Source organism: Microcystis aeruginosa NIES-2549 (genome assembly GCF_000981785.2).
GTDB lineage: Bacteria > Cyanobacteriota > Cyanobacteriia > Cyanobacteriales > Microcystaceae > Microcystis > Microcystis aeruginosa_C.
On sequence record NZ_CP011304.1, the window covers coordinates 3,162,680 to 3,184,852 of the forward strand.

Annotated in this window: 21 protein-coding genes; 10 read left to right on the plus strand and 11 right to left on the minus strand. The window is 42.3% G+C overall.

The features are described from left to right. Positions 1–166 precede the first annotated feature (166 nt). From myaer_RS15540 to myaer_RS15560, 5 genes are all read left to right on the plus strand, one after another. On the plus strand, positions 167–1,027 hold the full coding sequence (locus myaer_RS15540) for a formylglycine-generating enzyme family protein (protein WP_046662764.1): 861 nt from the start codon (positions 167–169) through the stop codon (positions 1,025–1,027). Positions 1,028–1,073: 46 nt separating this feature from the next. Continuing rightward, positions 1,074–1,382: a nucleotidyltransferase family protein gene (locus myaer_RS15545; protein ID WP_024970637.1), complete on the plus strand. Its 309-nt coding sequence runs from the start codon at positions 1,074–1,076 to the stop codon at positions 1,380–1,382. Then, positions 1,369–1,710, plus strand: a complete 342-nt coding sequence (locus tag myaer_RS15550; protein ID WP_002734383.1) for a DUF86 domain-containing protein — start codon at positions 1,369–1,371, stop codon at positions 1,708–1,710. Before myaer_RS15545 ends, myaer_RS15550 begins: the two co-directional genes overlap by 14 nt. A 143-nt stretch (positions 1,711–1,853) precedes the next feature. Then, entirely contained in the window at positions 1,854–2,429 is a 576-nt protein-coding gene (locus myaer_RS15555) for a Uma2 family endonuclease (protein WP_045361533.1), read from the plus strand. A gap of 49 nt (positions 2,430–2,478) precedes the next feature. Next, entirely contained in the window at positions 2,479–3,375 is an 897-nt protein-coding gene (locus tag myaer_RS15560) for an AEC family transporter (RefSeq protein WP_046662765.1), read from the plus strand. 618 nt (positions 3,376–3,993) lie between these two features. Here myaer_RS15560 and myaer_RS15565 read toward each other — a convergent pair. Together myaer_RS15565 and myaer_RS15570 are read right to left on the minus strand one after the other, a co-directional pair. After that, positions 3,994–5,268, minus strand: coding sequence for an O-antigen ligase family protein (locus myaer_RS15565; RefSeq protein ID WP_046662766.1), 1,275 nt, complete (start codon positions 5,266–5,268; stop codon positions 3,994–3,996). Between the two features lies 1 nt (position 5,269). Continuing rightward, positions 5,270–6,097: a YaaW family protein gene (locus myaer_RS15570; protein WP_046662767.1), complete on the minus strand. Its 828-nt coding sequence runs from the start codon at positions 6,095–6,097 to the stop codon at positions 5,270–5,272. A gap of 419 nt (positions 6,098–6,516) precedes the next feature. Between myaer_RS15570 and myaer_RS15575 the strand changes: the two genes are divergently transcribed. The 4 genes from myaer_RS15575 to myaer_RS15590 all read left to right on the plus strand — a co-directional run bounded on the left by myaer_RS15575 (position 6,517) and on the right by myaer_RS15590 (position 10,944). Beyond that, positions 6,517–7,461, plus strand: coding sequence for an NAD(P)/FAD-dependent oxidoreductase (locus myaer_RS15575; protein WP_046662768.1), 945 nt, complete (start codon positions 6,517–6,519; stop codon positions 7,459–7,461). Between the two features lie 98 nt (positions 7,462–7,559). Continuing rightward, positions 7,560–7,814: a DUF7219 family protein gene (locus myaer_RS15580; protein WP_002783089.1), complete on the plus strand. Its 255-nt coding sequence runs from the start codon at positions 7,560–7,562 to the stop codon at positions 7,812–7,814. A 379-nt stretch (positions 7,815–8,193) separates the two neighbouring features. Next, entirely contained in the window at positions 8,194–10,257 is a 2,064-nt protein-coding gene (locus myaer_RS15585; protein ID WP_046662769.1) for an ABC transporter ATP-binding protein/permease, read from the plus strand. A 153-nt stretch (positions 10,258–10,410) separates the two neighbouring features. Then, positions 10,411–10,944 (plus strand): GNAT family N-acetyltransferase, encoded by a 534-nt coding sequence (locus myaer_RS15590; protein WP_046662770.1) that lies wholly within the window; start codon positions 10,411–10,413, stop codon positions 10,942–10,944. Positions 10,945–11,130: 186 nt separating this feature from the next. Here the strand turns inward: myaer_RS15590 and myaer_RS15595 are convergent, their stop codons facing one another. The 7 genes from myaer_RS15595 to myaer_RS15630 all read right to left on the minus strand — a co-directional run bounded on the left by myaer_RS15595 (position 11,131) and on the right by myaer_RS15630 (position 19,004). Further along, the gene (locus myaer_RS15595) at positions 11,131–12,105 is read right to left on the minus strand and encodes an MvdD family ATP-grasp ribosomal peptide maturase (protein WP_046662771.1); all 975 of its coding nucleotides are present in this window, start codon (positions 12,103–12,105) and stop codon (positions 11,131–11,133) included. A 53-nt stretch (positions 12,106–12,158) separates the two neighbouring features. Further along, the gene (locus myaer_RS15600; RefSeq protein WP_046662772.1) at positions 12,159–13,139 is read right to left on the minus strand and encodes an MvdC family ATP-grasp ribosomal peptide maturase; all 981 of its coding nucleotides are present in this window, start codon (positions 13,137–13,139) and stop codon (positions 12,159–12,161) included. Positions 13,140–13,415: 276 nt separating this feature from the next. Beyond that, positions 13,416–13,568: a microviridin/marinostatin family tricyclic proteinase inhibitor gene (locus myaer_RS15605; RefSeq protein ID WP_071846476.1), complete on the minus strand. Its 153-nt coding sequence runs from the start codon at positions 13,566–13,568 to the stop codon at positions 13,416–13,418. Positions 13,569–14,104: 536 nt separating this feature from the next. Then, positions 14,105–15,385, minus strand: coding sequence for a rod shape-determining protein RodA (gene rodA / locus myaer_RS15610; protein WP_080949773.1), 1,281 nt, complete (start codon positions 15,383–15,385; stop codon positions 14,105–14,107). Positions 15,386–15,604: 219 nt separating this feature from the next. Continuing rightward, a complete protein-coding gene (locus myaer_RS15620) occupies positions 15,605–16,666 on the minus strand; it encodes an Mrp/NBP35 family ATP-binding protein (protein WP_002796707.1) in 1,062 nt (353 codons plus the stop codon). Positions 16,667–16,948: 282 nt separating this feature from the next. Further along, positions 16,949–17,740: an MOSC domain-containing protein gene (locus tag myaer_RS15625; protein ID WP_046662773.1), complete on the minus strand. Its 792-nt coding sequence runs from the start codon at positions 17,738–17,740 to the stop codon at positions 16,949–16,951. Next, complete coding sequence (locus myaer_RS15630; RefSeq protein ID WP_046662774.1) at positions 17,727–19,004, minus strand: glycosyltransferase; 1,278 nt, start codon at positions 19,002–19,004, stop codon at positions 17,727–17,729. The genes myaer_RS15625 and myaer_RS15630 overlap by 14 nt, the downstream gene beginning before the upstream one ends. A 165-nt stretch (positions 19,005–19,169) precedes the next feature. Here myaer_RS15630 and myaer_RS15635 point away from each other — a divergent pair, with 165 nt between their 5' ends. Then, positions 19,170–20,339: a glycosyltransferase gene (locus tag myaer_RS15635; protein ID WP_046662775.1), complete on the plus strand. Its 1,170-nt coding sequence runs from the start codon at positions 19,170–19,172 to the stop codon at positions 20,337–20,339. Between the two features lie 86 nt (positions 20,340–20,425). Here the strand turns inward: myaer_RS15635 and myaer_RS15640 are convergent, their stop codons facing one another. Continuing rightward, a complete protein-coding gene (locus myaer_RS15640) occupies positions 20,426–21,757 on the minus strand; it encodes an AtzE family amidohydrolase (RefSeq protein WP_046662776.1) in 1,332 nt (443 codons plus the stop codon). Next, positions 21,754–21,930 (minus strand): DUF4089 domain-containing protein, encoded by a 177-nt coding sequence (locus tag myaer_RS15645; RefSeq protein WP_002740449.1) that lies wholly within the window; start codon positions 21,928–21,930, stop codon positions 21,754–21,756. The genes myaer_RS15640 and myaer_RS15645 overlap by 4 nt, the downstream gene beginning before the upstream one ends. Between the last annotated feature and the right edge of the window lie 243 nt (positions 21,931–22,173).

Genomic DNA, 22,173 nt, shown 5'->3' on the forward strand with positions numbered 1-22,173 from the left:
TGGGAAGGTGGGAAGTGAGGGGGAACAATCCAAAAAATTAATTAAAATTAAAACTGATCGGGGGATAAGCGATCGAAGTCTTGTTATTCTTAAACTGGTAGGTTTCGAGATGTTTTTAGGCTCGCAGCTGAACCTGATCAACCGATAACCGATAGAGGGGTGCAGAATGGGAGAATGGTTAGATTTTACCGATGAGGTGGTCACTGTTAATAGCAAAGGTGAGGAAATTAAACGGGAAAAAGTCACTAATCGAGGTTATAAATATTTTTTAAGCAAAAAAACCTTTTTAGAGATGATTTCTATCCCTAGCGGTCAATACCTCATCGGTGCGCCCAAAAACGAGTTAGGCTGGAAATTGAGTCAAAGTCCCCAATCTCCGGTTAATATTCAGGCTTTTTGTCTGAGTCGCTACCCAATTACCCAACGACAATGGCGCGAGGTGGCAAAATTAGAACCGGTAAATATTGAACTTAATCCCTATCCGGCCCATTTTGAAGGTTACGATCGCCCCGTAGAACAAATTAACTGGTGGGAAGCGGTGGAATTTTGCGATCGCGTATCCCGTCTCACCGGACTGAATTATCGTTTACCCGCAGAAAAAGAATGGGAATACGCTTGTCGGGGAGGAACATCAACCCCTTTTCACTTTGGCCCGACAATTTCCACTGATTTAGCCAACTATTCCGGGGTGGACTGGGATTATGGCGGGAAAGTGTGCAGTTCTGGTCGTTATGGGGAAGGTTCCCTAGGTTGCGATCGCAGAGAAACCACACCGGTGGGAATGTTTGCCGTCGCTAACCCTTTCGGACTCTACGATCTGCACGGAAATGTCAGGGAATGGTGTGCAGATTACTGGCGCGATAACTACGAAGCAGCCACAATAGAAGATAGGGACAGACGAGTTTTACGCGGGGGTTCCTGGAATGACGGCCCTAACAAATGTCGCTCGGCCTACCGGGTCAAATTTCTGGCTACTGCTGGACTCTATGATATCGGTTTTCGTGTGGTTAGCGATAATTCTCCTTAAATCTGAAAACCGATCACTGATTACCGGTGACAGGGAGGTGAAAAAATTGAAAATAGAACTACCCCAGCAAATAATCAGCGAATTTTGTCAGAAATGGCAGATATCTGAAATGTGTTTATTCGGATCGGTTTTGCGGGAAGATTTTCGTCCAGATAGCGATATTGATATACTGGTCAGTTTTCAAGATAGTGTTTCTTGGGGACTTCTGGAGTTTTCGAGGATGAAACGGGAATTAGAGAATTTATTGGGACGGAAAGTTGATTTGCTAACGAAAAAATCGATCGAGCAGAGTCATAATTGGATTCGTCAACGAGAGATTTTAGAGACAGCACAAGTGATTTATGTGGCGGGATAAGGCTTTTTTACTAGATATTGTCCGAGCCGGTCAATTAGCTCAACAATTTGCCGAGCAACTGGATCGGGAACTACTAGAATCGGATTTACGCACCCAATCCGCGATTCTCTATCAAATTACTATTATGGGAGAAGCTACCAAGCGCCTATCCCCTGGATTTCGTAAACAACATCCAGAAATTCCTTGGGACGACATCGCCGGTATGCGAGATATTATCGCCCATCAATATGATCGGATCGATCTTGATATCGTCTGGCAGGTTATTCGACGGAATATTCCTGAACTATTGAACTTGTTAATACCTTTATTGCCCACACAAGATACTTGATTAGTGATATCTTTGATGAGGTTCGGTAAAATGAAAGAGAAATACTCACTTTAAATCAGACTTATGGTCAAATTTTAAAAATGTACCGCTCCTCGATCGAGAGTTAGAATTGATTTTAGAGACAATAAAGGTGATTTAACCAAATGATTGCTAACTTTGACTATAACTATCTTTCCCCGGAAGATTATTTAGCAACGGAGAGAATAGCCAAGGATAAACACGAATACATTCGCGGTCAAACCTACGCCATGGCTGGTGCAAGTAAAGCCCATGGTATGATTATTATCAACTTAGCCACACTTTTAAAAAACCGGCTGCGGGGTAGTGGTTGTCTTGTCTATGCCACAGATATGAAAGTTCGTCTAGAAATAGCTAATAGTTATTTTTATCCCGATCTTGTGGTCACTTGCGACTCGCGAGATAATCGGTCTTTCTCGGAAGATTTTATCCGTTATCCGCGCTTGATTGTAGAAGTATTATCCCCCACTACTGCTGCCTTTGACCGGGGCGATAAATTTGCCGACTATCGTTCGATCGAAACTTTAGAAGAATACGTTCTTATCAGTCAAGAACGCATCAGTGTAGATTGTTTTCGTCGCAATGACGAAGGATTCTGGGTTCTTTATCCCTACAGCAAAGGAGCAGATATTTATCTAGCTAGTATCGATTTTCACTGTGCGATCGAATCTTTATATGAAGATATAACAGAAATCTGTTAAAAAATCAGATCAGTTTTTTTCTGTTTACTATTTACTTTTTACTTGATTAATGCTTGCTATTCTCTCCGCTATTGTTCCAGTGGGTTTTATCATCCTCATCGGTGTGATAGCAGGAAAAATTCTCACTGTGGAAGTGCATTCCCTTTCCCAAATCACGGTATATATTCTTGCCCCCGCTTTGGTGATTGATGGACTCTATCACACCACTTTATCCGACAGCAATATCGGTTTAATTCTCCTAGGCTTTGCCCTTATTTCACTGGTAATGGTGATTGTCGTCGAAATTATCGCCTATTGTCTCAGTCTCGATGCCGATACCCGCAAAAGCATCATGGCTGCCGCCGTGATGCCCAATAACGGTAATATGGGTTTACCAGTGGCTAGTTTTGCCCTGGGTGCGGCCGGACTGGAAAGAGCGATAATCTATATGATTGGCTCTAGTATTCTTTTATTTGGTATTAGTCCCGCTTATTTGCAAGGAAAAAGCTTTCTTTCAGGATTTCGCTTAGTTTTTCAATTGCCCTTAATCTGGTCAATTTTTATCGGCATTGGCTTTCAAACTTTCCCTTTTCATCTTCCCCTGCAATTAGATAAAAGCGTTAGCTATCTGGGACAAGCGGCAATTCCCTTGGCTTTAATTATCCTAGGTATCCAATTATCTCAGCAAAAATTAGCGATCGGTAAATTAGAGTTATTAGGGACCTGTTTGCGTCTTTTAGTCGCTCCTCTTTTGGCATTTGCGATCGGCAGTAGTTTAGGATTAACCGGTATGGATCTAAAAATTCTCATCCTACAAAGTGCCATGCCCACCGCCGTTAATACTGTCATTTTAGTCACAGAATTCGGTGGTTCAGCCGCTTTAATGGCCCGCACAGTTGTGGTCACTACCCTTGCCAGTTTTCTGACTATTCCTTTTTTTCTTTGGTTATTAAAAGTCTATTTATAGCAGTTATCTTAATGGTGAGGTGCGAAGTTTTCGTTTTGGGGAGCCAGTATTCAGTTATCAGTATTCAGGGGGTGCATCTCATTTTGGTAAATCTACTAATTTGGGATTTTTAAGGGGAAACTTTCTCCTAAAATTGGGCATTACTTTCGGTTTTATCACTCAATCCAAGCTTTTGGGGGGTTCTACCCCCCAAACCCCCCGTTGGGGGCGTGGCGCCGCCCCCAAACCCCCCGCGCATTAGTTTTTCGGTGGGATGCTTACACGCGATTGTTCATATTTTTGTACTAATTTAAGAGTCACTGATAATTGCTGATTGTTGGTATTTCTGCAAGTGTGGGATGCACCCTTATTCAGGAGATTATTTTATTTATTCTCCCCTCTCCCCAATTCCCCAATTCCCCAATTCCCCACTTCCCCAATTCCCCAATTCCCACACCCCACACCCCACACCCTACACCCTACACCCCACTTCCCAATTCATAAGTAGGTAGGCACAATTATTTGTAGGATGGGTTAGCGGTAGCGTAACATAATCGGGCGTTGGGTTTCATGCTTCAACCCAACCTACGTTCTACACCCTACACCCCACTTCCCAATTCATAATTCATAATTCATAATTCATAATTCATAATTTAACCTTTGACTCACCCCGGCAATAGCAGCCAAGAGAAACCAAACAATAGTATTAATCTTGACATCGGAGAGGGTAACATCGACGAGATTAAATAAAACACAAGCACCAAAGGCCACCAGATAGGTAAAGATAATTAACTCACCCCCGGCTTTTTGTTGCCGTAGAAAGATAAATAAACGCAACCCTTGAGCATAAATCCAACCCACCCAAACAGACAATAAAATTAAGCCAATAATTCCCGTTTCTGCCATTAACATCAAATATAAATTATGGGGATGACCCAACCATAATCCCTGACTTTTTTCGTAGAGAGGTGTAAAACTGCGTAATCCCCAACCGAATAGGGGTCTTTCTTGGGTCATTTCTAGAGTAAAACGCCATTGAGTTGATCTGAGAGTAGCTAGAGGGCGATTAGGGAACATTTCATCGGATAATCGCGCCCAAATCGCCCTAGGAACCAAAAAACGCAAACTATCCCTGAAAGGATTTGGCCCCCAAGAAGCAAGAGAAATCACCCCTCCCAAGAGGACAAAACCGGCGACTAAGGCATTCCAACCCAGATAAAGGGCGAAAATTAGGCACCCTAAAAAGGCTAAGGCCCAAGCATTGCGAGAATTACTTAAAAATAGCCCTACACTATCGATAAATATGGTTAAAGTTAAAAACCCGATTTTGAGATTTAGATTCCGATTTCTTTGTCTGTGCCACTGCCGACAAGTTAGAATTAATAAACCGAGGGCTAAAATCAGAGTTATGAGTAAATAAGCCCCCAAAAGATTAGCATACATAAAAACCGAAGACATTCGCCCCAAAGGTTCACCCCCCGCTCCGTAGGGCCAGGTAAAAATCCCTTTTAATGCTTCCGGTTTTTGCCAACCGAGAAAAATTTGTCCCCATCCCATCACCACTACCCAAACTGAGGGGATAACCATCGCCCAAGCTAGTTGACGCAATTGAGAGGGTTTTTTAATTAATTGCCGAATATTGCTAAAAAAGAAGAAAAAAGGCAGGAAATTTCCTAAACCAATCCAAGCATTCCCCGGAGTTAGGGAAAGACTGGCACTAATCATCAACCAAAGAGTGACGATACCGAGACCTTGATTGAGACGTGACTGGATAATTGCCCGAAAATTGCCAGTAAAAACCCTAATTAACACGATAATAATGCCGATACCCGCTAACTCTGGCAGGATCATGGCGATAAAAACTGAAAAAAGTATTAAATTCCACTCCCACCCTTGACAAAAAATCTTTTTCATGTTAAGCGGGTTGCCAACAATCGTCACGAGTCAGACGAATTTGGGCAAGGGCAAAAATAGTCGGGATAATCCGGCCGTAGTCAGTGGCGATCGCCTTCCAACCGAGATCAGCAATAAACCAACCCCATAAAGCCGGTCCGACTAAACTTAACACGGTTCTGACCGCTCCGTAGCGGGCCGCCGCCCGAGTCATGCCCTGTTTAGCCGTTTGTAGGGCGATTTGATTAGCAATTGCCCCACCCTGGACTAGGGCAGTCTTTGCCCCTTGATAGCGGGCAAAATGGAGAGCGAACTGCCCGGCGATATGTTTAAGCAGAATCGGTTTCAGGATAGAATTAATGGCGATGACGCTGCCGCCTTTGAAGACTATATCGAGGGGATTATGTTGTAGGTGAACGGGTAAGGGTTGGAGAGTGTGGGAATCCGCGAGCGCCTTTTGAATTTGAATCGAGAGGGATTTTTGTTCCGATGGGGGGAGACGTTTCCAAGCTTTGTTAACGAGGTGAAGATAGATTTCCGCTTCAATTTCCGTTGTCGGCATTTTTTGGGAGTAGGGAACCTTGAGGAAATGACAGACACGGACGAGAATTTGACGATAACTAACTTTTTCGGTTTGACCTTTTAATACTGTCACACCATCGGCAGCCAAATAACGAAAACGATCCTCGACGCTATCTAACCAACTATCCCAATCTTGACTTTGAACGGCGATTGCGTCCGGCGCTCGTAGATAATCGAGAGGGTTAAAACGACGGCAAAAGAGGATGTTAGTGATTTGCTGCAGTTCCTCCTCGGTGGCTAACTCCAAAGCTGTGCGTAGTTCGTCCAATGTGGTTTCTCCTCCTCAGCCCCAATAATTAAATCAGTTTCGCTAGTGCTGATTACTACTAATAGTGAACTACTCTCAAGGTCATTGAGAGCTTCCTGCTTCAATGAGATGCGCTTTCTACCTCGAAAGATAGCAAGTCTTACCTTCCCTCAACAGGCAGGAGTCCTAGTTCCTAAGACCCATACTTTTTCTTGCAACACGACCCGCCGAAGCTCGCTTATCGCAGAAGGAATAGCGCTCAAGATGTATTCATTTATAGCACAGTTTTTGAGAATTGCCTATATACTGGTCAGCATTCATGAGGGGAACCCTGGGACGAATTACTTCGCCCCTTTAAAAGCCCCTTACCACCGCACTAAGCGCGAGGGACGAATGCTGACACTAAATTAACTCAAGGGTTCACAGGATTAGGAAGGCTAGTGACAAATTTTTCGATTAATGTTGGGATCATTGGCGCGGGTTTAGCCGGGTTAACCTGCGCTCGTCAGTTGTGCGATCGAGGTTATACTGTTAAGCTATTTGATAAGTCTAGAGGCATTGGTGGTCGTTTAGCCACGCGACGGGTTAATCGAGCTAATCAAGAGATGGCTGTGGATCATGGCTTGCCTTTTTTGACTATTCAGGGCGAAAAAACGGCGGCTTTAATTGATAATCTCCTGAGAGAGAATATAGTTACTTCTTGGTTTGATTCTAGCTATGTTGCTCCTTCTGGCATCAATAGCGTGGCGAAATTTTTAGCTAAAGGTTTAGAAATTGAACGAGATTTTCTGGTTACTCGTCTGGAAAATCATCAAGAAAAATGGTTTTTAAACAATAACGGTCAAATTCGGGGAGAGTTTTCGGTGATTGTCCTGGCTATTCCCGCCCCGCAAGCGGCGTTATTGTTAGAAAACTCTCCCATAACTACTATGCCAGAATTGCGATCGATCGTTTACGATCCCTGTTTAACGGTAATGGCGGGTTATGGCGATTCTTTACCCGCAGTTGCTCCCTCCACCGATATCGCTTGGTTAGGACTTGATAGCAGTAAACGGCAATCATCCCCTGATTATGTCTTTGTTGTGCATAGTAGTGCCGATTTTGCGGTTAAATATCTCGATAGCGAGGATTTGGAAGCAGTTAAGCTAGATTTGCTCTCTCGAGCTTCTTTGCCTCTCCCGGATTGGTCACAGATTCACCGTTGGCGTTATGCTTTAGTCCGTCAGGGTTTAGCTGTACCCTGTTTAAGTGTTAATAGTCCTTTACCTCTAGTTGCCTGTGGTGATTGGTGTCAAGGAGGAGATTTATCGAGAAATTCTTCCCTAGAAACGGCCTTAACTTCTGGGATAGCGGCGGCTAATCAAGTTGAGCAGCTACTCTCTTAAGAATCTAGAGACAGGTTTAAATTCTTAGGTTAAGCTTGGGTTAACAAAAGGTTAAATATATAATAATGTAGATATCCTATACTGGGGGGTTGGTCACAATGGAAAAATTCAATTCTAAAGATAACTTTCTCTACCCTAAAACCAGCTACAGGGGTTTATTCACGCCACAAAATCTGGTTTTTAACGCTAACTTGCAGGAATTCGCCCTGAGAGTCTCTTTTATCGCCGGTTTACACAGTGGAGGAAAACTTACCTCTACGGAAGCTTACGAGAAAATTAACCAGCTTTGGCAAGAGTTGAATACCAGTCGAAAATTCCTACTAGCTAATCATTTTGAGGATCACGGAGATTGAGAGATGGGGGTTTTTCAGTGACCAGTAATCAGTATCTAAAGTGGCACAGTAACAAAAGTGGGTCAAGTAGTTATTAGTTATCTCAGAGCTTTCTCGCCATAGTTGGCAGTATTCTGAGAGACTGGGACTGGGTAAGTAGCGACTAATTCCGGTTTAGTCGTCAGAATCGAATATTCACAAGACTGCGGATTGTCCATCCGCTCCTGAGCATTTCGGCACATGACTTAAGGTGATTTTGAGAGCATCAACGACCGGATCATCGGTCACTTTCGTCTTCGAGATAAAAATGTTACCAAAAGACAAAAACGGGTAATTCTCCCGCTACAATGTAGTATTGAGTTGTCAAGAGAACAGTAAAAGAACTGCCAATTGCATCTAGATGCCCCAAGATACTACTAAACAAGCAACGGAAAACCCTGTTGTGTCCGACCAGTCCTCCAAGAATCCCTTTTCACTATTTGGTCAATTTTGGGAAAGCCTAAAAATTGTGGCTCAACCCTATTGGTATCCAACGGAGTTAAATGGACGTGCCTTTGGAGATGTACTCATTTCTTGGGGGATGTCAGCTTTGGTTTTTTTAAGTATCTTGGCAACGGTGGGGGTAGAAGCTTTTAGTAGTTACTGGAATCGTTATGTACTCGATATTATTATTGAAGATAGAGACCTTTCTAAATATCTAAATACGTTGTGGTTATCCAGTTTTTTGATTATCGTGGCAACGGGTTTATTTGCTTTTTCTCAATTTATTCGTCGCAAAGTAGCCTTAGATTGGTATCAATGGTTAACGAAACAAACCGTTAAAAAGTATCTCAATTATCGCGCTTATTATAATATTGATTTTACCTCGGACTTAAAAAATCCCGATCAAAGACTATCTCAAGAAATTGAACCAATTACGACCATGACCCTAAGGTTGTTAATTACCTTCGTGGAAAAAGGGTTACAAATGATTACTTTTGCGATTATTCTTTGGACAATTTCTCGGCAAATTGCGGTTTATCTGATCATTTATACGATCACAGGAAATTTAATAGCAATTTATCTAACTCAAGAATTAAACAAAATTAATCAATCTGAACTTAATAATAAAGCTGATTATAATTATGCTTTAACCCATGTGCGTAACCACGCCGAATCCATTGCTTTTTTTCAGGGAGAAGAGCAGGAAGAAAAAATCATTGAAGGCCGTTTTGAACGGGTTATTCAAAGCTCGGAAAAACTGATCAATTGGGAACGGTTTAATAATCTTTTTAATCGAGGTTATCAGTCAGCGATTAGTGTATTTTCAATGTTTATTTTGACCCCGATGTTTATTAAAAACGAAATCGATTATGGGGAAATTAGTCAAGCGAGTTTATGCTGTTTCCTTTTTTCTAATGCCTTGGGACAATTAATTACTGAATGGGGAACATCGGGTAAAGTTTCAAGTTATATTGAACGGTTAGCTACCTTGACAGATGCCTTAAAAGTTGCCAGTGAAGAGCCGAAAAACTTAAGTCGTATTATCACCCTGGAAGATAATCGTCTAGCTTTTGAAAATTTTACCCTACAAACTCCCGATTATGAAAAGGTAATTGTGGAGAATTTATCGGTTTCTGTTCCTTTGGGAGAAAGCCTACTGATTATTGGCCCCAGTGGTCGAGGAAAAAGTTCCTTGTTACGAGCAATCGCCGGTTTATGGAAAGCAGGTAGCGGCCGTTTAGTGCGTCCTCCTTTAGCTAAAATGTTATTTTTACCCCAACGTCCTTATATTATCCTTGGCACTTTACGCCAGCAATTACTTTATCCCCATACCAATGAGCAGGTGAGCGATGAAGAATTAGAAAACATCTTAAAAAAAGTCAACCTGCAACATTTATTAACTGACAAAAATACCTTAGATAAACAAGTCAATTGGGAACAAATTTTATCTCTGGGAGAACAGCAAAGACTAGCTTTTGCTCGACTATTAATCACTAAACCCACTTTTACTATCTTAGATGAAGCAACCAGCGCTTTAGATTTGGCCAATGAAGCCAGCTTATATCAGCAATTACAGGAAAGTGAAACCACTTTTATTAGTGTTGGTCATCGGGAAAGTTTATTTAATTATCATCGATGGGTCTTAGAGTTAACAGAAAATTCCCATTGGCAGCTGTCAACTGTAGAAGATTATCAGCGCAAAAAAGTTAATAACCTAGTGATGACATCAAAAAAATCAGAAAATTTCTCGGCGGTAAAAATAGAGACTTTGTCTGAGGTTAAAACTGAGCATGATGCGGAAATTGCCGGAGTTTCTGAAATAGCCGAAGGTTTGTCCCATCAACAAATGCAGTCTCTAACTGATTATTCTTTAAGTAACGTCCGGAGTCGTGCCAGTTTAGGTAAAATTATTACTGCCAAAGATGGTTTTAATTATCGTTACGATAAAGACCCAAAAACCTTAAAATGGGTGAGAATATAGCTAATGGGGTGACAAACAGATTGAAAGTGAGACAGAGTATTCAGACTTCCCCCTCTCAGGAGAACTAGAGAATGAGGTTTTTGCTGGGTAAGTTGATTAACAAGCTACTAACTGATAACTGATAACTGATAACTGGTATAGGAGTTTTATCAAATGAAAGCACTGGAAAAACTGGTGACGGAACGATTATATTTAGTCCCCTTCAAGCTTGAACTTCTCAAGGCCGCAATTATAGGTATCGATGAATTAGCAACAATTTTGGGGGTAAAAGTTGCAGCTGACTGGGCCGAACAAGAGTTGATTCAAGCTTTCCCTGATATTGCCAATATTTTGCTGCAATTCCCCTTACAAAATGAGTGGGGGTGGGGGAGTTTAATTATTCATCAAGCAGAAAATACCCTTATTGGTCATGTGATGATCAAAATTATTCCTGATGTCACAGGTTTACCCACAGATGCTGTAGAAATTGGCTATCAAGTAGCGCCGTTATATCGACGACAAGGCTACGCATCCGAGGCGACAAAAGCAATGATGGACTGGACACTTTCTCAACCTGGTATGCAAACAGTGACCGCCGGCTGCGCTCCCGATAATATAGCTTCAAAGCGAGTTTTAGAAAAAATAGGCATGGATCTGATAGAAGCACGAGAGAAAGTCTTGGTCTGGAAATTAAGTAGGGTTTGCTGAAAAAGTTTGTTGGTGGGGTTAGGAGTCAGTTATCAGTTATCAGTTATCAGTTATCAGTTCACTGAGAAAACTCCCCACTTCCCCACTTCCCACACCCTACACCCTCTTTCAAGTCAGGAGTCGGGGGGAATCGGGAGTCAGAGCCTCGTCGATGCGATAAAATACTCTGGCTCTGTCTTTGCCAGTTTATGAGTTGACAAGGATTTCAGCGATTGCCTGGGAGATAGGAAAATAAGGAGGATAAAGTTCTAGCCAGAAAAACTCGCCAACGGGATTAATTTCTAAAAAGATATAACGTTCATCTGGTGTGACAATCATATCAATTGCACCATAATTAAGACCGAAATATTTCATTAATTCTAGTAGTTGCTTTTCAATAGTTTTCGGTAAATCGTAGGGTTGCCATTGTTGATGGAGCGCTCTTCCCTCTTTTCGCCAATCGTAGATAGCGCCGTCTAATTGTTGGGAATTAATCGCCGCCGTAAATATTTGTTCACCGACGATAGTGATGCGTAATTCCAAAGCTTTAGGAATGTTTTCCTGAAAAGTCATGGGACAAAATTGCAAACCTTCCAAATTATCTAGGTCTTCCTTAGTAACAGGACTTGTAAAAACAACCATTTCCTCTTGCTTGTCTCCATAAATAGCAAATTGAGAAAGCATTTTAGTCACAATTCCTGTCGCTTCAAACTCCTGAGCAAATTGCTTGACAGCTTCAGGATTATTAGAAGTTAAAGTCCCAGGAATTAATAAACCTAATTGTTGCGCTACTTGTAACTGCAATTGTTTATGATTGGCATGATCTACCTTAGCAATTGGGTCAAGATGAAAACCAGATAAACTAGCAATCATTCCTCGAATACTTAACCGACATTCCTTAAGAGAAGCTTCGCGAAATTGACTATCCATCCCATCGGGTAATTTTAGTCCGTATCTCATGCGTCGATACCAGACAGAAGAAACTTCTTTTAGCTCTAATTTTTGTTCTCCATCGGTAATAATTCCGCCTTTTTTATCGTCTGAGTAAAGATCAACTTTCACCTCTGTAGGGAAGCGATCAGTATCAAAACGGAAGGCTTTTTTCCCCATCGTTTCTATGGCTTTGATTACCAGAGGAATACTTTCATTATCGTGGCTAAAAGTAACAATTAAAACGGTCATAGATTTCCTTGAAAACTTAGGATTAACAATTTTTTGAGCGCCAGCTTTGCCGATCAACCGAAGACTAAAAAATCAGCGATTGCATTAGAAATAGGTAAATCTAAATCCCGTTCTAACATTCCCCACTCACCACCCGGATTAACTTCTAAAAAAACGTATTCTCCCCCAGGAGTTAAGATAAAATCAAACGCCCCAAAATTCAACCCTAAATTAGCCATAAAAATCTGAAGTTGCTGCAATAGTGAATCGGGTAAAGTATGATGTTGCCAAGCACCAGGATCAATACCAGGTCTTCGCCAATCTACGGCAGAATTATTATACTGAGAAGATTCTAAAGCTCCCACAAATGTCTGTCCATTAACCACGACAACTCTCAATTCTAATTGTTTGGGAATTTCCGCTTGAAAAACCATGGGACAATAGCGTAAAGATTCCGCTTCCTCAAGGTCTTCTGCTTTCACCCTACTGGTATAAAGAAAAAATTCCGGCGATTCCATGCTGTGGGCGATCGCAGTTAACAATTTACTCACCATTCTTCCCTGAACCTGGGAAAAAAACTCCCGGGCAGCATCAGGATTATTGGTAACTAAGGTAGGGGGAATAATTAAGCCAACTTCTGAGGCCAAACGAAGTTGTAATAACTTATTTTTAGCCTTCTCAATTTGCGCTAAATTATCTAACCAACGCGCTGACCTTAAACTATCCCAAAAACCAGCCAAAGTCGTCTGGGATTCTCGCACACAAACCTCCCGAAACTGAGGATCTAAATCTCCTGTTAGTTCAGGTTGCCAAATACGTCTTGTCCAAACAGATTGCACCTGTTGACTATCAATAGATTGATGGTTATAGGTTAATTGATAAAAACTTTTTTTACCATTAAATTGGGCTGCTAATTGAACCTCTAAGGGAAATTTATCGGTATCTAAGCGAAAAGGTGTGACTCCTTTTTTTTCTATCGCCTCAGCCACGCGGTCAATCGTGAAAAAATCGCCGCTATGGGTCAACAATAAAACAACTTTAGGCGATTCTTTCATATCAGTTGCAAGTCCTTACATTTTAACCCATCTTAAGGCTTTTGGGTCGGTCTTTATTGATCCTAATCTCAAGAAAATGCTGCAAAAAGTCTTGCTTTTGCTTGACTTATTGCAGTATTGGTTTTTTCTTGAGTAATTACTAAAGTTACTTTACAGCACTTCTCAGGATCTCAACGTGCAGTTTTTTTGGCTGCGAGCCTTGTTAGTGGAGCCTTTAGCTTTTTGTCTGTACGGTGTAATCAAGAAAAGTGCTGTAATTACTCAAGTGATCTGAGTTTAATACTCTTCCCAGTCAGAAGGGTATTTCAAGGTGGTCCCGAAGGTAGGCTCAGGGGAAGGAGACTTGATGGAAGATTCCTCTTTGCTTACGGACAAGAAACGAGCAAAGAAAGGAAGTGCTTTACCTTGTTGATCGTTGGGATATGCCATAGTTATTCCTCTGGTAATTTCGAGTGAATAGGTTTAATCACTCAGACAAAACTAACAACCTGTACTAACCCTTGAAAGCTTTGCTGTGCATGGCTTTCAGAATTGGGATTGTGCAAATAATTTGCCTTTGTTTGGGTGATGGGAAACATAATAAGCACTAATCTGGCCAATGTCAAGCACTTAAGAACAATTTCTGCTAAATCCGACATTCAGCATATCTTCATATACTTGTATATGTTTTTACATTCCCCAAGATGTTTTAACGAAAAACCTTGATTATAGAAACTACTATTGAGAACATTGTCAATAATTGATTTTTTCTGAGAAAAAAATTTACAATTCTTCACCTTGATCAAAATCCATGATTGTAGCTATAATCCTTACTGGACAAGGATTGTAAGCAATATATTGGTAAAAATTATTAATTGAATGTTAAGAAGTGCGGAAAGTGGGATTTAATACTCCACACTTAAAACTCAAATCTGATAACTGATCACTGATAACTGATCACTGATAACTGATAGCTGTACAACTACTTAGTACAAACGCTTACGGGGGCGATAATTAGCCACGGATTCCACTAAACCCAAGGCGATAAAATTGGTTAATAAAGATGAACGTCCATAACTTAACCAGGGTAAAGGAATCCCTGTAATCGGGGCTAATCCCACGGTCATGCTAATATTAAGAATTGCCTGAAAAGCGATCATCGAGAGAACACCGATCGCTATTAAAGAACCGAAGTTTTCTTTAGCAGTATTAGCAATAACTAACAAACGCCAACAGATTAACCAGAAAGCTATTAAAACTAGAATACTGCCGACAAAACCGAGTTCTTCCCCGACTACAGAGAAGATAAAATCGGTGTGTTGTTCGGGAATAAAATTTAATTGGGTTTGGGTGCCTTGGTGTAATCCCCTTCCCAATAATTCTCCCGATCCGATGGCAATGCGGGATTGAATTAATTGATAACCTCCCCCCAAAGGATTCTTTTCTGGGTCAAGAAATAGGGTTAAACGATCTTTTTGATATTCTTTTAATAAACCCCAAAAAACCTCGCCTAATTTACCCACTGCCAAATTAGTTGCCACCACGAGGAAAGTAGATAAAAAACGGTAGGGAAGGGTAAACCAAGCAAGCACAGCGATGATAATTGCTAAAACAATCCAAGCAGGAAAAAGTAAATTAAACAGAAAAACCGATGCGAGGGGAGATAAGAGGATAATCATCCAAGGTAGTTTCGCATTAGCCCAGTAAATCATGCCTAGGGTAATTGCACCAAAGACTAATCCTGTCCCCAAGTCCGGCTGCGCCATAATTAACACCCAGGGGATGGCAGTGACGGCAAAAACACGAGCGATCGCAAAAAGATTATCGGCGGGACGATGATGTAGGAGGGCTGCTAGGGTGATAATTAAACCTACCTTGGCAAATTCCGACGGTTGCACGTTAAAACTGCCGATATTAATCCAACTTTGCGCCCCATTCGCCGTCACCCCTAGGACAATTACCGCAATTAGGGAGAGATTGGTAAGAAGATAGGTTAACCAGTGCCATTTGAGCAGACTTTCGTAACGACAACGGGCCAGAAATAAAGCGATCGCCACTCCCACGGATCCGAATAACCAGTGTTGCCACCAGTCGAGAGCGGTGGTGTTCCTTTCGGCACTACGAATCATTAAACCACCGAAAACGGTTAAACCCGTCACCAAAACGAACAAAAGCCAATCAATTTGGGCTAGATCCCGGAAAATAAAGCTAAACTGCTCACCAAAACCGCTTAGTTTCCTACTAATAAGGGACTGTCTTCTCACCATTTCTCTCCCCAAATTTACTAACTAACTAGGGTTTGCTCAATAAATCTAAAAACATTGTTCGATAAGACTTTTAGACCTTTTTGAAATCCAAAAGCACCGGACATTGGAGTGATTGGGGGGAAAATTTAGGGACTTTTTCCCTGAAAATGGGTAAAATCCTACACCCTACACCCTACACCCTACACCCTGCCCCCACCGAAAAACTTTTTGCCGCAAACCCTAACTATAGGCTGCTACGGATACTTTCGCCGCCACCTGACGAGCGATCGCTATCAGGGCTTTAGCTGAGGCCGATTCTGGTTGCCCCAAGACCACTGGTACACCAGTATCACCGCCCTCCCGGAGGGATATCTCCAGAGGTACACATCCCAGTAAAGGAATGCCCAATTCTTGCGAGGTTTTTTCCCCACCACCGGACCCAAATAGATCATAGGAGCGATCGGGCTGATCTGGAGGGATAAAATAACTCATATTTTCCACGATACCCAAAACCCGCGCCCCTAGCTGTTGGAACATTTTTAAACCCCGACGCGCATCAATTAAAGAAACCGTCTGGGGAGTGGTGACAATCACCGCACCGGCTAGGGGGACCGATTGAATTAAAGTTAATTGTGCATCCCCGGTACCGGGAGGCATATCGACGATTAAATAGTCTAAATCGCCCCAATTGACTTGATAGAGAAACTGACGGATAATGCCGTTTAACATCGGACCGCGCCAGATTACCGGTTGATCGGGGTTGATCAAAAAGCCCATGGAAACCATTTTGATGCCATGGTTAAAAGCGGGTTCCAATATCTCGCCATTTGCGCCCTGTACGGTCACTTGTGCGTCATTTAAGCCCAACATTGTCGGGGCGTTGGGGCCGTAGATGTCCGCGTCTAATAGCCCCACTTTTGCCCCTAAATGAGCTAAGGCGACGGCGATATTGACAGCCACGGTACTTTTCCCGACACCGCCCTTACCACTGGAAACGGCGATAATATTTTTAACCCCCTCCACGCCTTGGCGATCGGGTAAAGCTTTTTGTTGCGGGGTTTCGGCAGTTACCTCCACGGCGACACTTTCCACCCCGGGCAGCTGTTTAACGGCTTTTTGGCAGTCTTCCACGATAAATTCGCGCAAAGGACAGGCAGGAGTGGTCAAAACTAGGGTAAAGCTAACTTTTCCGCCATCGATCGCCACATTGCGGATCATGTTCAATTCCACTAGGCTTTTTTGCAGTTCTGGATCTTGAACGGGACGTAATACTTCTAAAATCGATGCGGTATCAAGGGGCATGGTTTCAGTGTCTCTAATCAAGTATTGTTCTTATGGTTATTTATCTTAACCTTGATGCCCGCACAGTTATCAGTGGGGAGTGGGGAGTTTTTTGCTGTGAACAGTGAACAGTAAGTAGTCGTGCAAAATTAATTTCCTAGTGAAGATAGGCAAGAGGCACTCATGCAATAGGCAAGAGCGGGGTTAGATATGTGTAATTAATTTTGCTTAGGTACTTAATCAGTGAACTGAAAACTCACATCTGATAACTGATAACCTCTATCCCCCTAGATCTCTAGATCTCTAGATTACGGTAATAGGATCGCCGACTCTAATTGTACCTGTCTTTTCGGGGATGACATTTTCTCCGAACATGATGCCTCCGGGGAAACTGCGAAAAGTGCTTAAGGTTTTTAAAGGTTCTTGCTGGGGATTTCTTCTACCTGTTTCTTGATCGGTGGTGGTGATAATACAGCGACTACAGGGTTTAACTAGAGCATAGGTGATCTCGGCAATTTTGATCTTTTGCCAACTACTTTCGCTAAAAGCTCGATCGCTACTAATAACAATATTAGGACGAAAACGATTCATCGGCACCGGTGTGACTAAACGCCGATTTAAGTCCTCTAAAGAAGCAGTATTAGTCAATAAAATTGGATAACCATCGGCAAAGCTGACGGGAGTATGATCGTTCCCTGCATAGCGATGATTCGCGGGACGTGGATAATCGGGAGATTGTCGCACTAAACGACAGGAAATGTCGAGAATTTTCTGGAACCATTCGGCGATTTCATCCCCTTGATCCATGGCTATGGTTTGAGATTCCCAGATTTGAACCGCTCTTTTTTCTCCTGTGAAATTAGGACAAAAAGTTAGGGAATCTTGAGATGTTTTCAGAGAAAAGTTATCTCCTGTCATCCTGATAGAAACCCTGGCTAATTGCGGATATTCTCTTTGAGTGATAAATTTACCCTTAGCATCCACCAACATCATTTCCCGATCCCAGAGTAAACCTTTAGGAGTCACTTCAGCTTGGGATAATTGAATACCTCGACAGGATTTAATCGGGTAGATATAGAGATCAGTAACCTGCATTTTCTTTCAGTATTTCTACATATTTTTTTGCCACATCTTCCCAAGTCCAGAGATTAACTCTATTGGGGATATCTTCGGGTAACAAGCGAGGAATTGGATTGAGGATAAATTGTTCTAAACAATTGGCTAAACTGTCCGCATCTCCCCTAGGATAGAATTGCACTCTTTCGGGACAATTATATAATTCTACCTGTTCTTGAAACACTTCTAAATCGGAAGCGATAACGGGAATACCTTGTAAAATTGCTTCTGCTATTGCTAATCCAAAACCTTCGTATTTTGAGGGAAATACCACACAGGAACAGGTTTGATAATAAAATTGCAAGGTTTCATAGTCTTGATAACCTAATCCCTTGATATGACTCTCGAAAATTTCTTGATTTTCCCGATAAAGTCGGGTACATTCTTTGAGATAATCTTGATATTCTTGAGTTTGGGACTGTTGAGACAATTGCAGATTTCCACTAACTAGATTATCGGTTTCTTTGCCGATAAAAACTATTTGAAATTTTAAACCTTTTTTAGCTAGTGTCATGGCTGCTTTGAGTAAAGTCAGATGATCTTTGTAGATACCAAAAGAGGAGGGAAAATAAAAAGTAACTAGCTCACTTTTGACTAGATCACTCTTGGGATGAGACTGCTCGATAAATCCTGCTAAGGGTACAGCTTTTAATTTACTGGCATAGGTAGCATTGGGAAAAACTTTTAAAACATCGTCTTTAGTTTTTTGGGAAATTGTGAAGAGTAGATCGGCCTTATCTAACCATTCTTTTAACGCTTCATTGTAGGGTTCTTGATAGGATTCTGAGTAAGTTAAGGGAGCAAATTGCCAAAACACATCATAAATAATGCCACTTAAAGTAACCTTGACATTGGGGGGAGAAATCCGATTAGTCATCCCATACAAACAGTGATCAGCTTGGTAACGATTGATAATCTGATTGATTCTTGCTTCGCTGCGTAAAAGCTCAATTCTACGAGAGAAAAGACGATGAATATAATTCAGTCTTAGGGTTTTGTAAAAATTGGCTATAAGACCATAAAAATAGATTAATTTTGTCTCAAAACTCTGGGGATAAAAATCAAAATTTTCGTAGATAAGTTTATCGGAATCGGGCATTAAAGACTTAAAATATTCAATGTCATGACGAGGGAGGACGATAATAATTTGTTCGACGTATTCTAATAAGCTAGGTATTAAAGAGATAATGACTCTTTCTACTCCTCCTTTGCGATAAAACACGATCGGGATGACAATTTTCATAGATTTACTTACAGATAGATGGCAATAAAAAGATTGATTTTTGACTTGAACCTATTATATGATAGGCTCGAATTGTTCTACTGAGTCGAGAAATCGAGTTAAATTCAAGGAACTAAGACTCTATCACCCATCGCCCCTATTTTCCCTCGATCTTGGAGAAAAAGAGTGTCACAAGCTACTCCATCCCTACAATCTAATCTCAAACAATGGCTACGAGCCAGCGCACCTTCTCTATTTCAAATTAAACAACGTTTGAGCGCCCGTCGTTGGCCGAAAAAATCGATCGTTATTTACACAGAAAAATATCGTCCCATGCTTCCGGCGGAAATTTGGCAACGGGGGGCCAGTGGTACACAGGCATCGGTGGCTTTTTTAGCGCAAGAATGGACGAAACGCGGCTATAAAGTGACGATTTTTGGCAATTGTGAGGGTATGGAAGGGGAACAGGACGGGATTCGCTATGTTAATTATTACCAGATGAATTGGCAGGATCGCTTTGAGACATTGGTGATCTCTCGTCATCCCACCTATTGCCGTCCTGGTACCAAGGCAGAACGAATTTTTTTTGATTGGCAAGATATTAAAGTGCCAGCAGCCTCCTATACCCCCGAAATTTTGGCTAGATATGACAAAATTTTCTGTAAAAGCCAATATCAACGGGATTTACTGGATTTCTGTCCCGATAATCAATGTCCGATTGTTCCTAATGGTATTGATGCTTCCCTTTTGGCTGTAAGTGAGACGGTGCCGGAAAGTGAGTATCTTCCCTATCGTCTAGTCTATGCCTCTCGTTATTATCGCGGCTTAGAGTCAATGTTAAAGCATGGCTGGCCGATGATCAAGGCGGCAATTCCCGCAGCCGAGTTACATCTCTACTATGGTTTTACTAAACGGGATGACTATGGCGATCGCAAGGAATGGCGGGATAATTTAATGGCTTTGATTAAAGCTAGTCCGGGGGTAGTTGATCGCGGAATGATCGGTTATCGTCAACTCATCGAGGAAAAAGCTCGCTCTGCTATTCATTACTACGGTTGCACCTATCGTGAGATCGATTGTATTTCCGTGCGCGAGTCAGCAGTGGTAGGCTGTCTGCCAGTGGTGACGGATTTTGCCGTTTTTCGAGAAAAGGACTACTGTGTGAAAGTGCCGGGGGAAGTAACCGATCCGGCTACTCAGGAAGCTATAGCCCGGAAAATCGTCGAATTACTGAAAAATCCCCAGCTTTTAGCCCAAGAGCGCGAAAGATGTCGTCAAATTGCCCTAACTGACACTTGGGAGCGATCGGCCGCCGCTTGGTTAGATGTGATTGAAAAGGAGTCTCCCAGTCAGTAGATTGTTTACTTAGACTGGAAAAATGACCTTTTCGTTTAATAAGTGCCTAAATTAGGGATTTTAAGGGGAAGTAAGCCCTTGAAATCTCACTGGTGCGGGATATCTATCAGCATTTCCTCTAAAACCATGGCTACGCTTAGGATTAAGTCTTCGCGATCAGGAGCGGCGATGATTTGTAAACCTAAAGGTAGCTGGGATGAACGTTTAATCGGCAAAGAAAGGGCAGGTAAACCGATAAAAGAAAAAGGTTGGGTGAATCTGCCTAAATTAGGTCTAATTAATAGCTCTTGCCCGTCAATAATCATTTTTTCTACTCCTAACGGCGGCGCAATACAGGGAATCGTCGGGGTGAGGATAATATCGACTTCGGTGAAAATCTCTCGCAGACGATCGCGATACCAACGGCGAAAACGTTGAGCCTGTAAATACCAGCTAGAGGGAATTAATGCCCCTGCCAAGAAGCGATCCCGGGTTGCGGGGTCAAAATCCTCTAATCTGGTCTGTAAACGCGGTAAATGCCAATTTGCCCCCTCAGAAGCGGTAATTATATAGGCGGCTGCTCTGGCGCGGGTGGTTTCGGGAATGGTGATTTTTTGGCTCACTCCCAAACGTTCGGCGATCGCTGTCACCGCCTCGATTACTTCCAGTTCGGCTCCCTGCTGAAAATAATCGTCGGCAAGGGCTATTTTTACCCCCTCTAAGCCATTTAAAGGAGCTTTAAGGTTATTTTTGGCAAAAAGACTCCAAATAGCCGTCATATCCGCCACATTGGCGGTAAAAAATCCCGGATGATCCAAACTACTAACGAACAAAAATAGACCCTGACGGGATACGCGCCCAAAGGTGGGTTTTAGCCCCACCACGCCACAGCAAGCGGCGGGAACCCTCACCGAACCATTAGTATCGGAACCGAGGGCGAGAGGCACTAAATTAGCGGCAACGGCAGCGGCGGAACCGCCGGAGGATCCCCCCGAGACGCGACTGGGATCGAGGGGGTTGGCAGTGGCCCCATAATGGGCATTTTCGGTGACAAAACCGTAGGCGTACTCATCCATATTGGTCGCCCCCACCAAAACTGCCCCAGCCGCTTCTAGGGTTTGAATAGCGATCGCATCTTGTCCGGCGGCAGGGTGATCTCGATTGATTTTGGAACCAGCAAGGGTGACAATACCCTCGATATCAAAGAGATTTTTGACGGCGAAGGGGACTCCTGCTAAGACACCGACGGGTTCCCCATTGGCGATCGCTTGATCGATTTTTTGGGCTTGAGCGAGCGCCCTAGGGTGTAAAATGTCGGTAAAGCAATTTAAATGGGTATTTTTTGCCTCTATCTCCGCCAAAGTCTGGCTAATAACTTCTAAGGCGCTAGTTTGACGATTTTGGATCGATCGAGCTAAATTGCTCACAGAAATAGTCATGGTTCAAAGCTGAGGGCGCTTTCCCCGTCATCCTCTAAGGGAAATTCTGTCACTAAACTGGCGATTTCTTGCAAGCGTTGCCAGTTTTCAACCACAGAATTTAAATAGCGATCGGGAATGGTTAAATCTAGGATTTTCGCCATGATTATAACGTATTCTTCTGGGTTATTCATAGATTTCATTCTGGCTGGGGTGAAGGGGATCAATCGACACCTAGTTAAGCTGTGAAAATTGCTAGGATATAAGAGAAAATATCCTGTAAATACAATAGCTATGCCTAGGCAGGAAGTATAACTTAAATTTGTTCTTGACCACCGAATCCCTAGGATCATAACCTGAGATAGTATCCTAGAACTGTATATTGAGATATTTTCCCCTCCTTCACCCCCCGATTAAATTAAACTTATATATGACCA

What these genes read in the sequence shown, in the direction of transcription:
- myaer_RS15555 (WP_045361533.1), top strand. Translation starts at nt 1,854, where the DNA reads ATGATTGCTAACTTTGACTATAACTATCTTTCCCCGGAAGATTATTTA.
- myaer_RS15620 (WP_002796707.1), bottom strand. Translation starts at nt 16,666, where the DNA reads ATGCCCCTTGATACCGCATCGATTTTAGAAGTATTACGTCCCGTTCAA.
- myaer_RS15590 (WP_046662770.1), top strand. Translation starts at nt 10,411, where the DNA reads ATGAAAGCACTGGAAAAACTGGTGACGGAACGATTATATTTAGTCCCC.
- myaer_RS15540 (WP_046662764.1), top strand. Translation starts at nt 167, where the DNA reads ATGGGAGAATGGTTAGATTTTACCGATGAGGTGGTCACTGTTAATAGC.
- rodA (WP_080949773.1), bottom strand. Translation starts at nt 15,385, where the DNA reads ATGGTGAGAAGACAGTCCCTTATTAGTAGGAAACTAAGCGGTTTTGGT.
- myaer_RS15625 (WP_046662773.1), bottom strand. Translation starts at nt 17,740, where the DNA reads ATGCAGGTTACTGATCTCTATATCTACCCGATTAAATCCTGTCGAGGT.
- myaer_RS15595 (WP_046662771.1), bottom strand. Translation starts at nt 12,105, where the DNA reads ATGACCGTTTTAATTGTTACTTTTAGCCACGATAATGAAAGTATTCCT.
- myaer_RS15550 (WP_002734383.1), top strand. Translation starts at nt 1,369, where the DNA reads ATGTGGCGGGATAAGGCTTTTTTACTAGATATTGTCCGAGCCGGTCAA.
- myaer_RS15580 (WP_002783089.1), top strand. Translation starts at nt 7,560, where the DNA reads ATGGAAAAATTCAATTCTAAAGATAACTTTCTCTACCCTAAAACCAGC.
- myaer_RS15605 (WP_071846476.1), bottom strand. Translation starts at nt 13,568, where the DNA reads ATGGCATATCCCAACGATCAACAAGGTAAAGCACTTCCTTTCTTTGCT.
- myaer_RS15640 (WP_046662776.1), bottom strand. Translation starts at nt 21,757, where the DNA reads ATGACTATTTCTGTGAGCAATTTAGCTCGATCGATCCAAAATCGTCAA.
- myaer_RS15630 (WP_046662774.1), bottom strand. Translation starts at nt 19,004, where the DNA reads ATGAAAATTGTCATCCCGATCGTGTTTTATCGCAAAGGAGGAGTAGAA.
- myaer_RS15645 (WP_002740449.1), bottom strand. Translation starts at nt 21,930, where the DNA reads ATGAATAACCCAGAAGAATACGTTATAATCATGGCGAAAATCCTAGAT.
- myaer_RS15565 (WP_046662766.1), bottom strand. Translation starts at nt 5,268, where the DNA reads ATGAAAAAGATTTTTTGTCAAGGGTGGGAGTGGAATTTAATACTTTTT.
- myaer_RS15600 (WP_046662772.1), bottom strand. Translation starts at nt 13,139, where the DNA reads ATGAAAGAATCGCCTAAAGTTGTTTTATTGTTGACCCATAGCGGCGAT.
- myaer_RS15560 (WP_046662765.1), top strand. Translation starts at nt 2,479, where the DNA reads ATGCTTGCTATTCTCTCCGCTATTGTTCCAGTGGGTTTTATCATCCTC.
- myaer_RS15585 (WP_046662769.1), top strand. Translation starts at nt 8,194, where the DNA reads ATGCCCCAAGATACTACTAAACAAGCAACGGAAAACCCTGTTGTGTCC.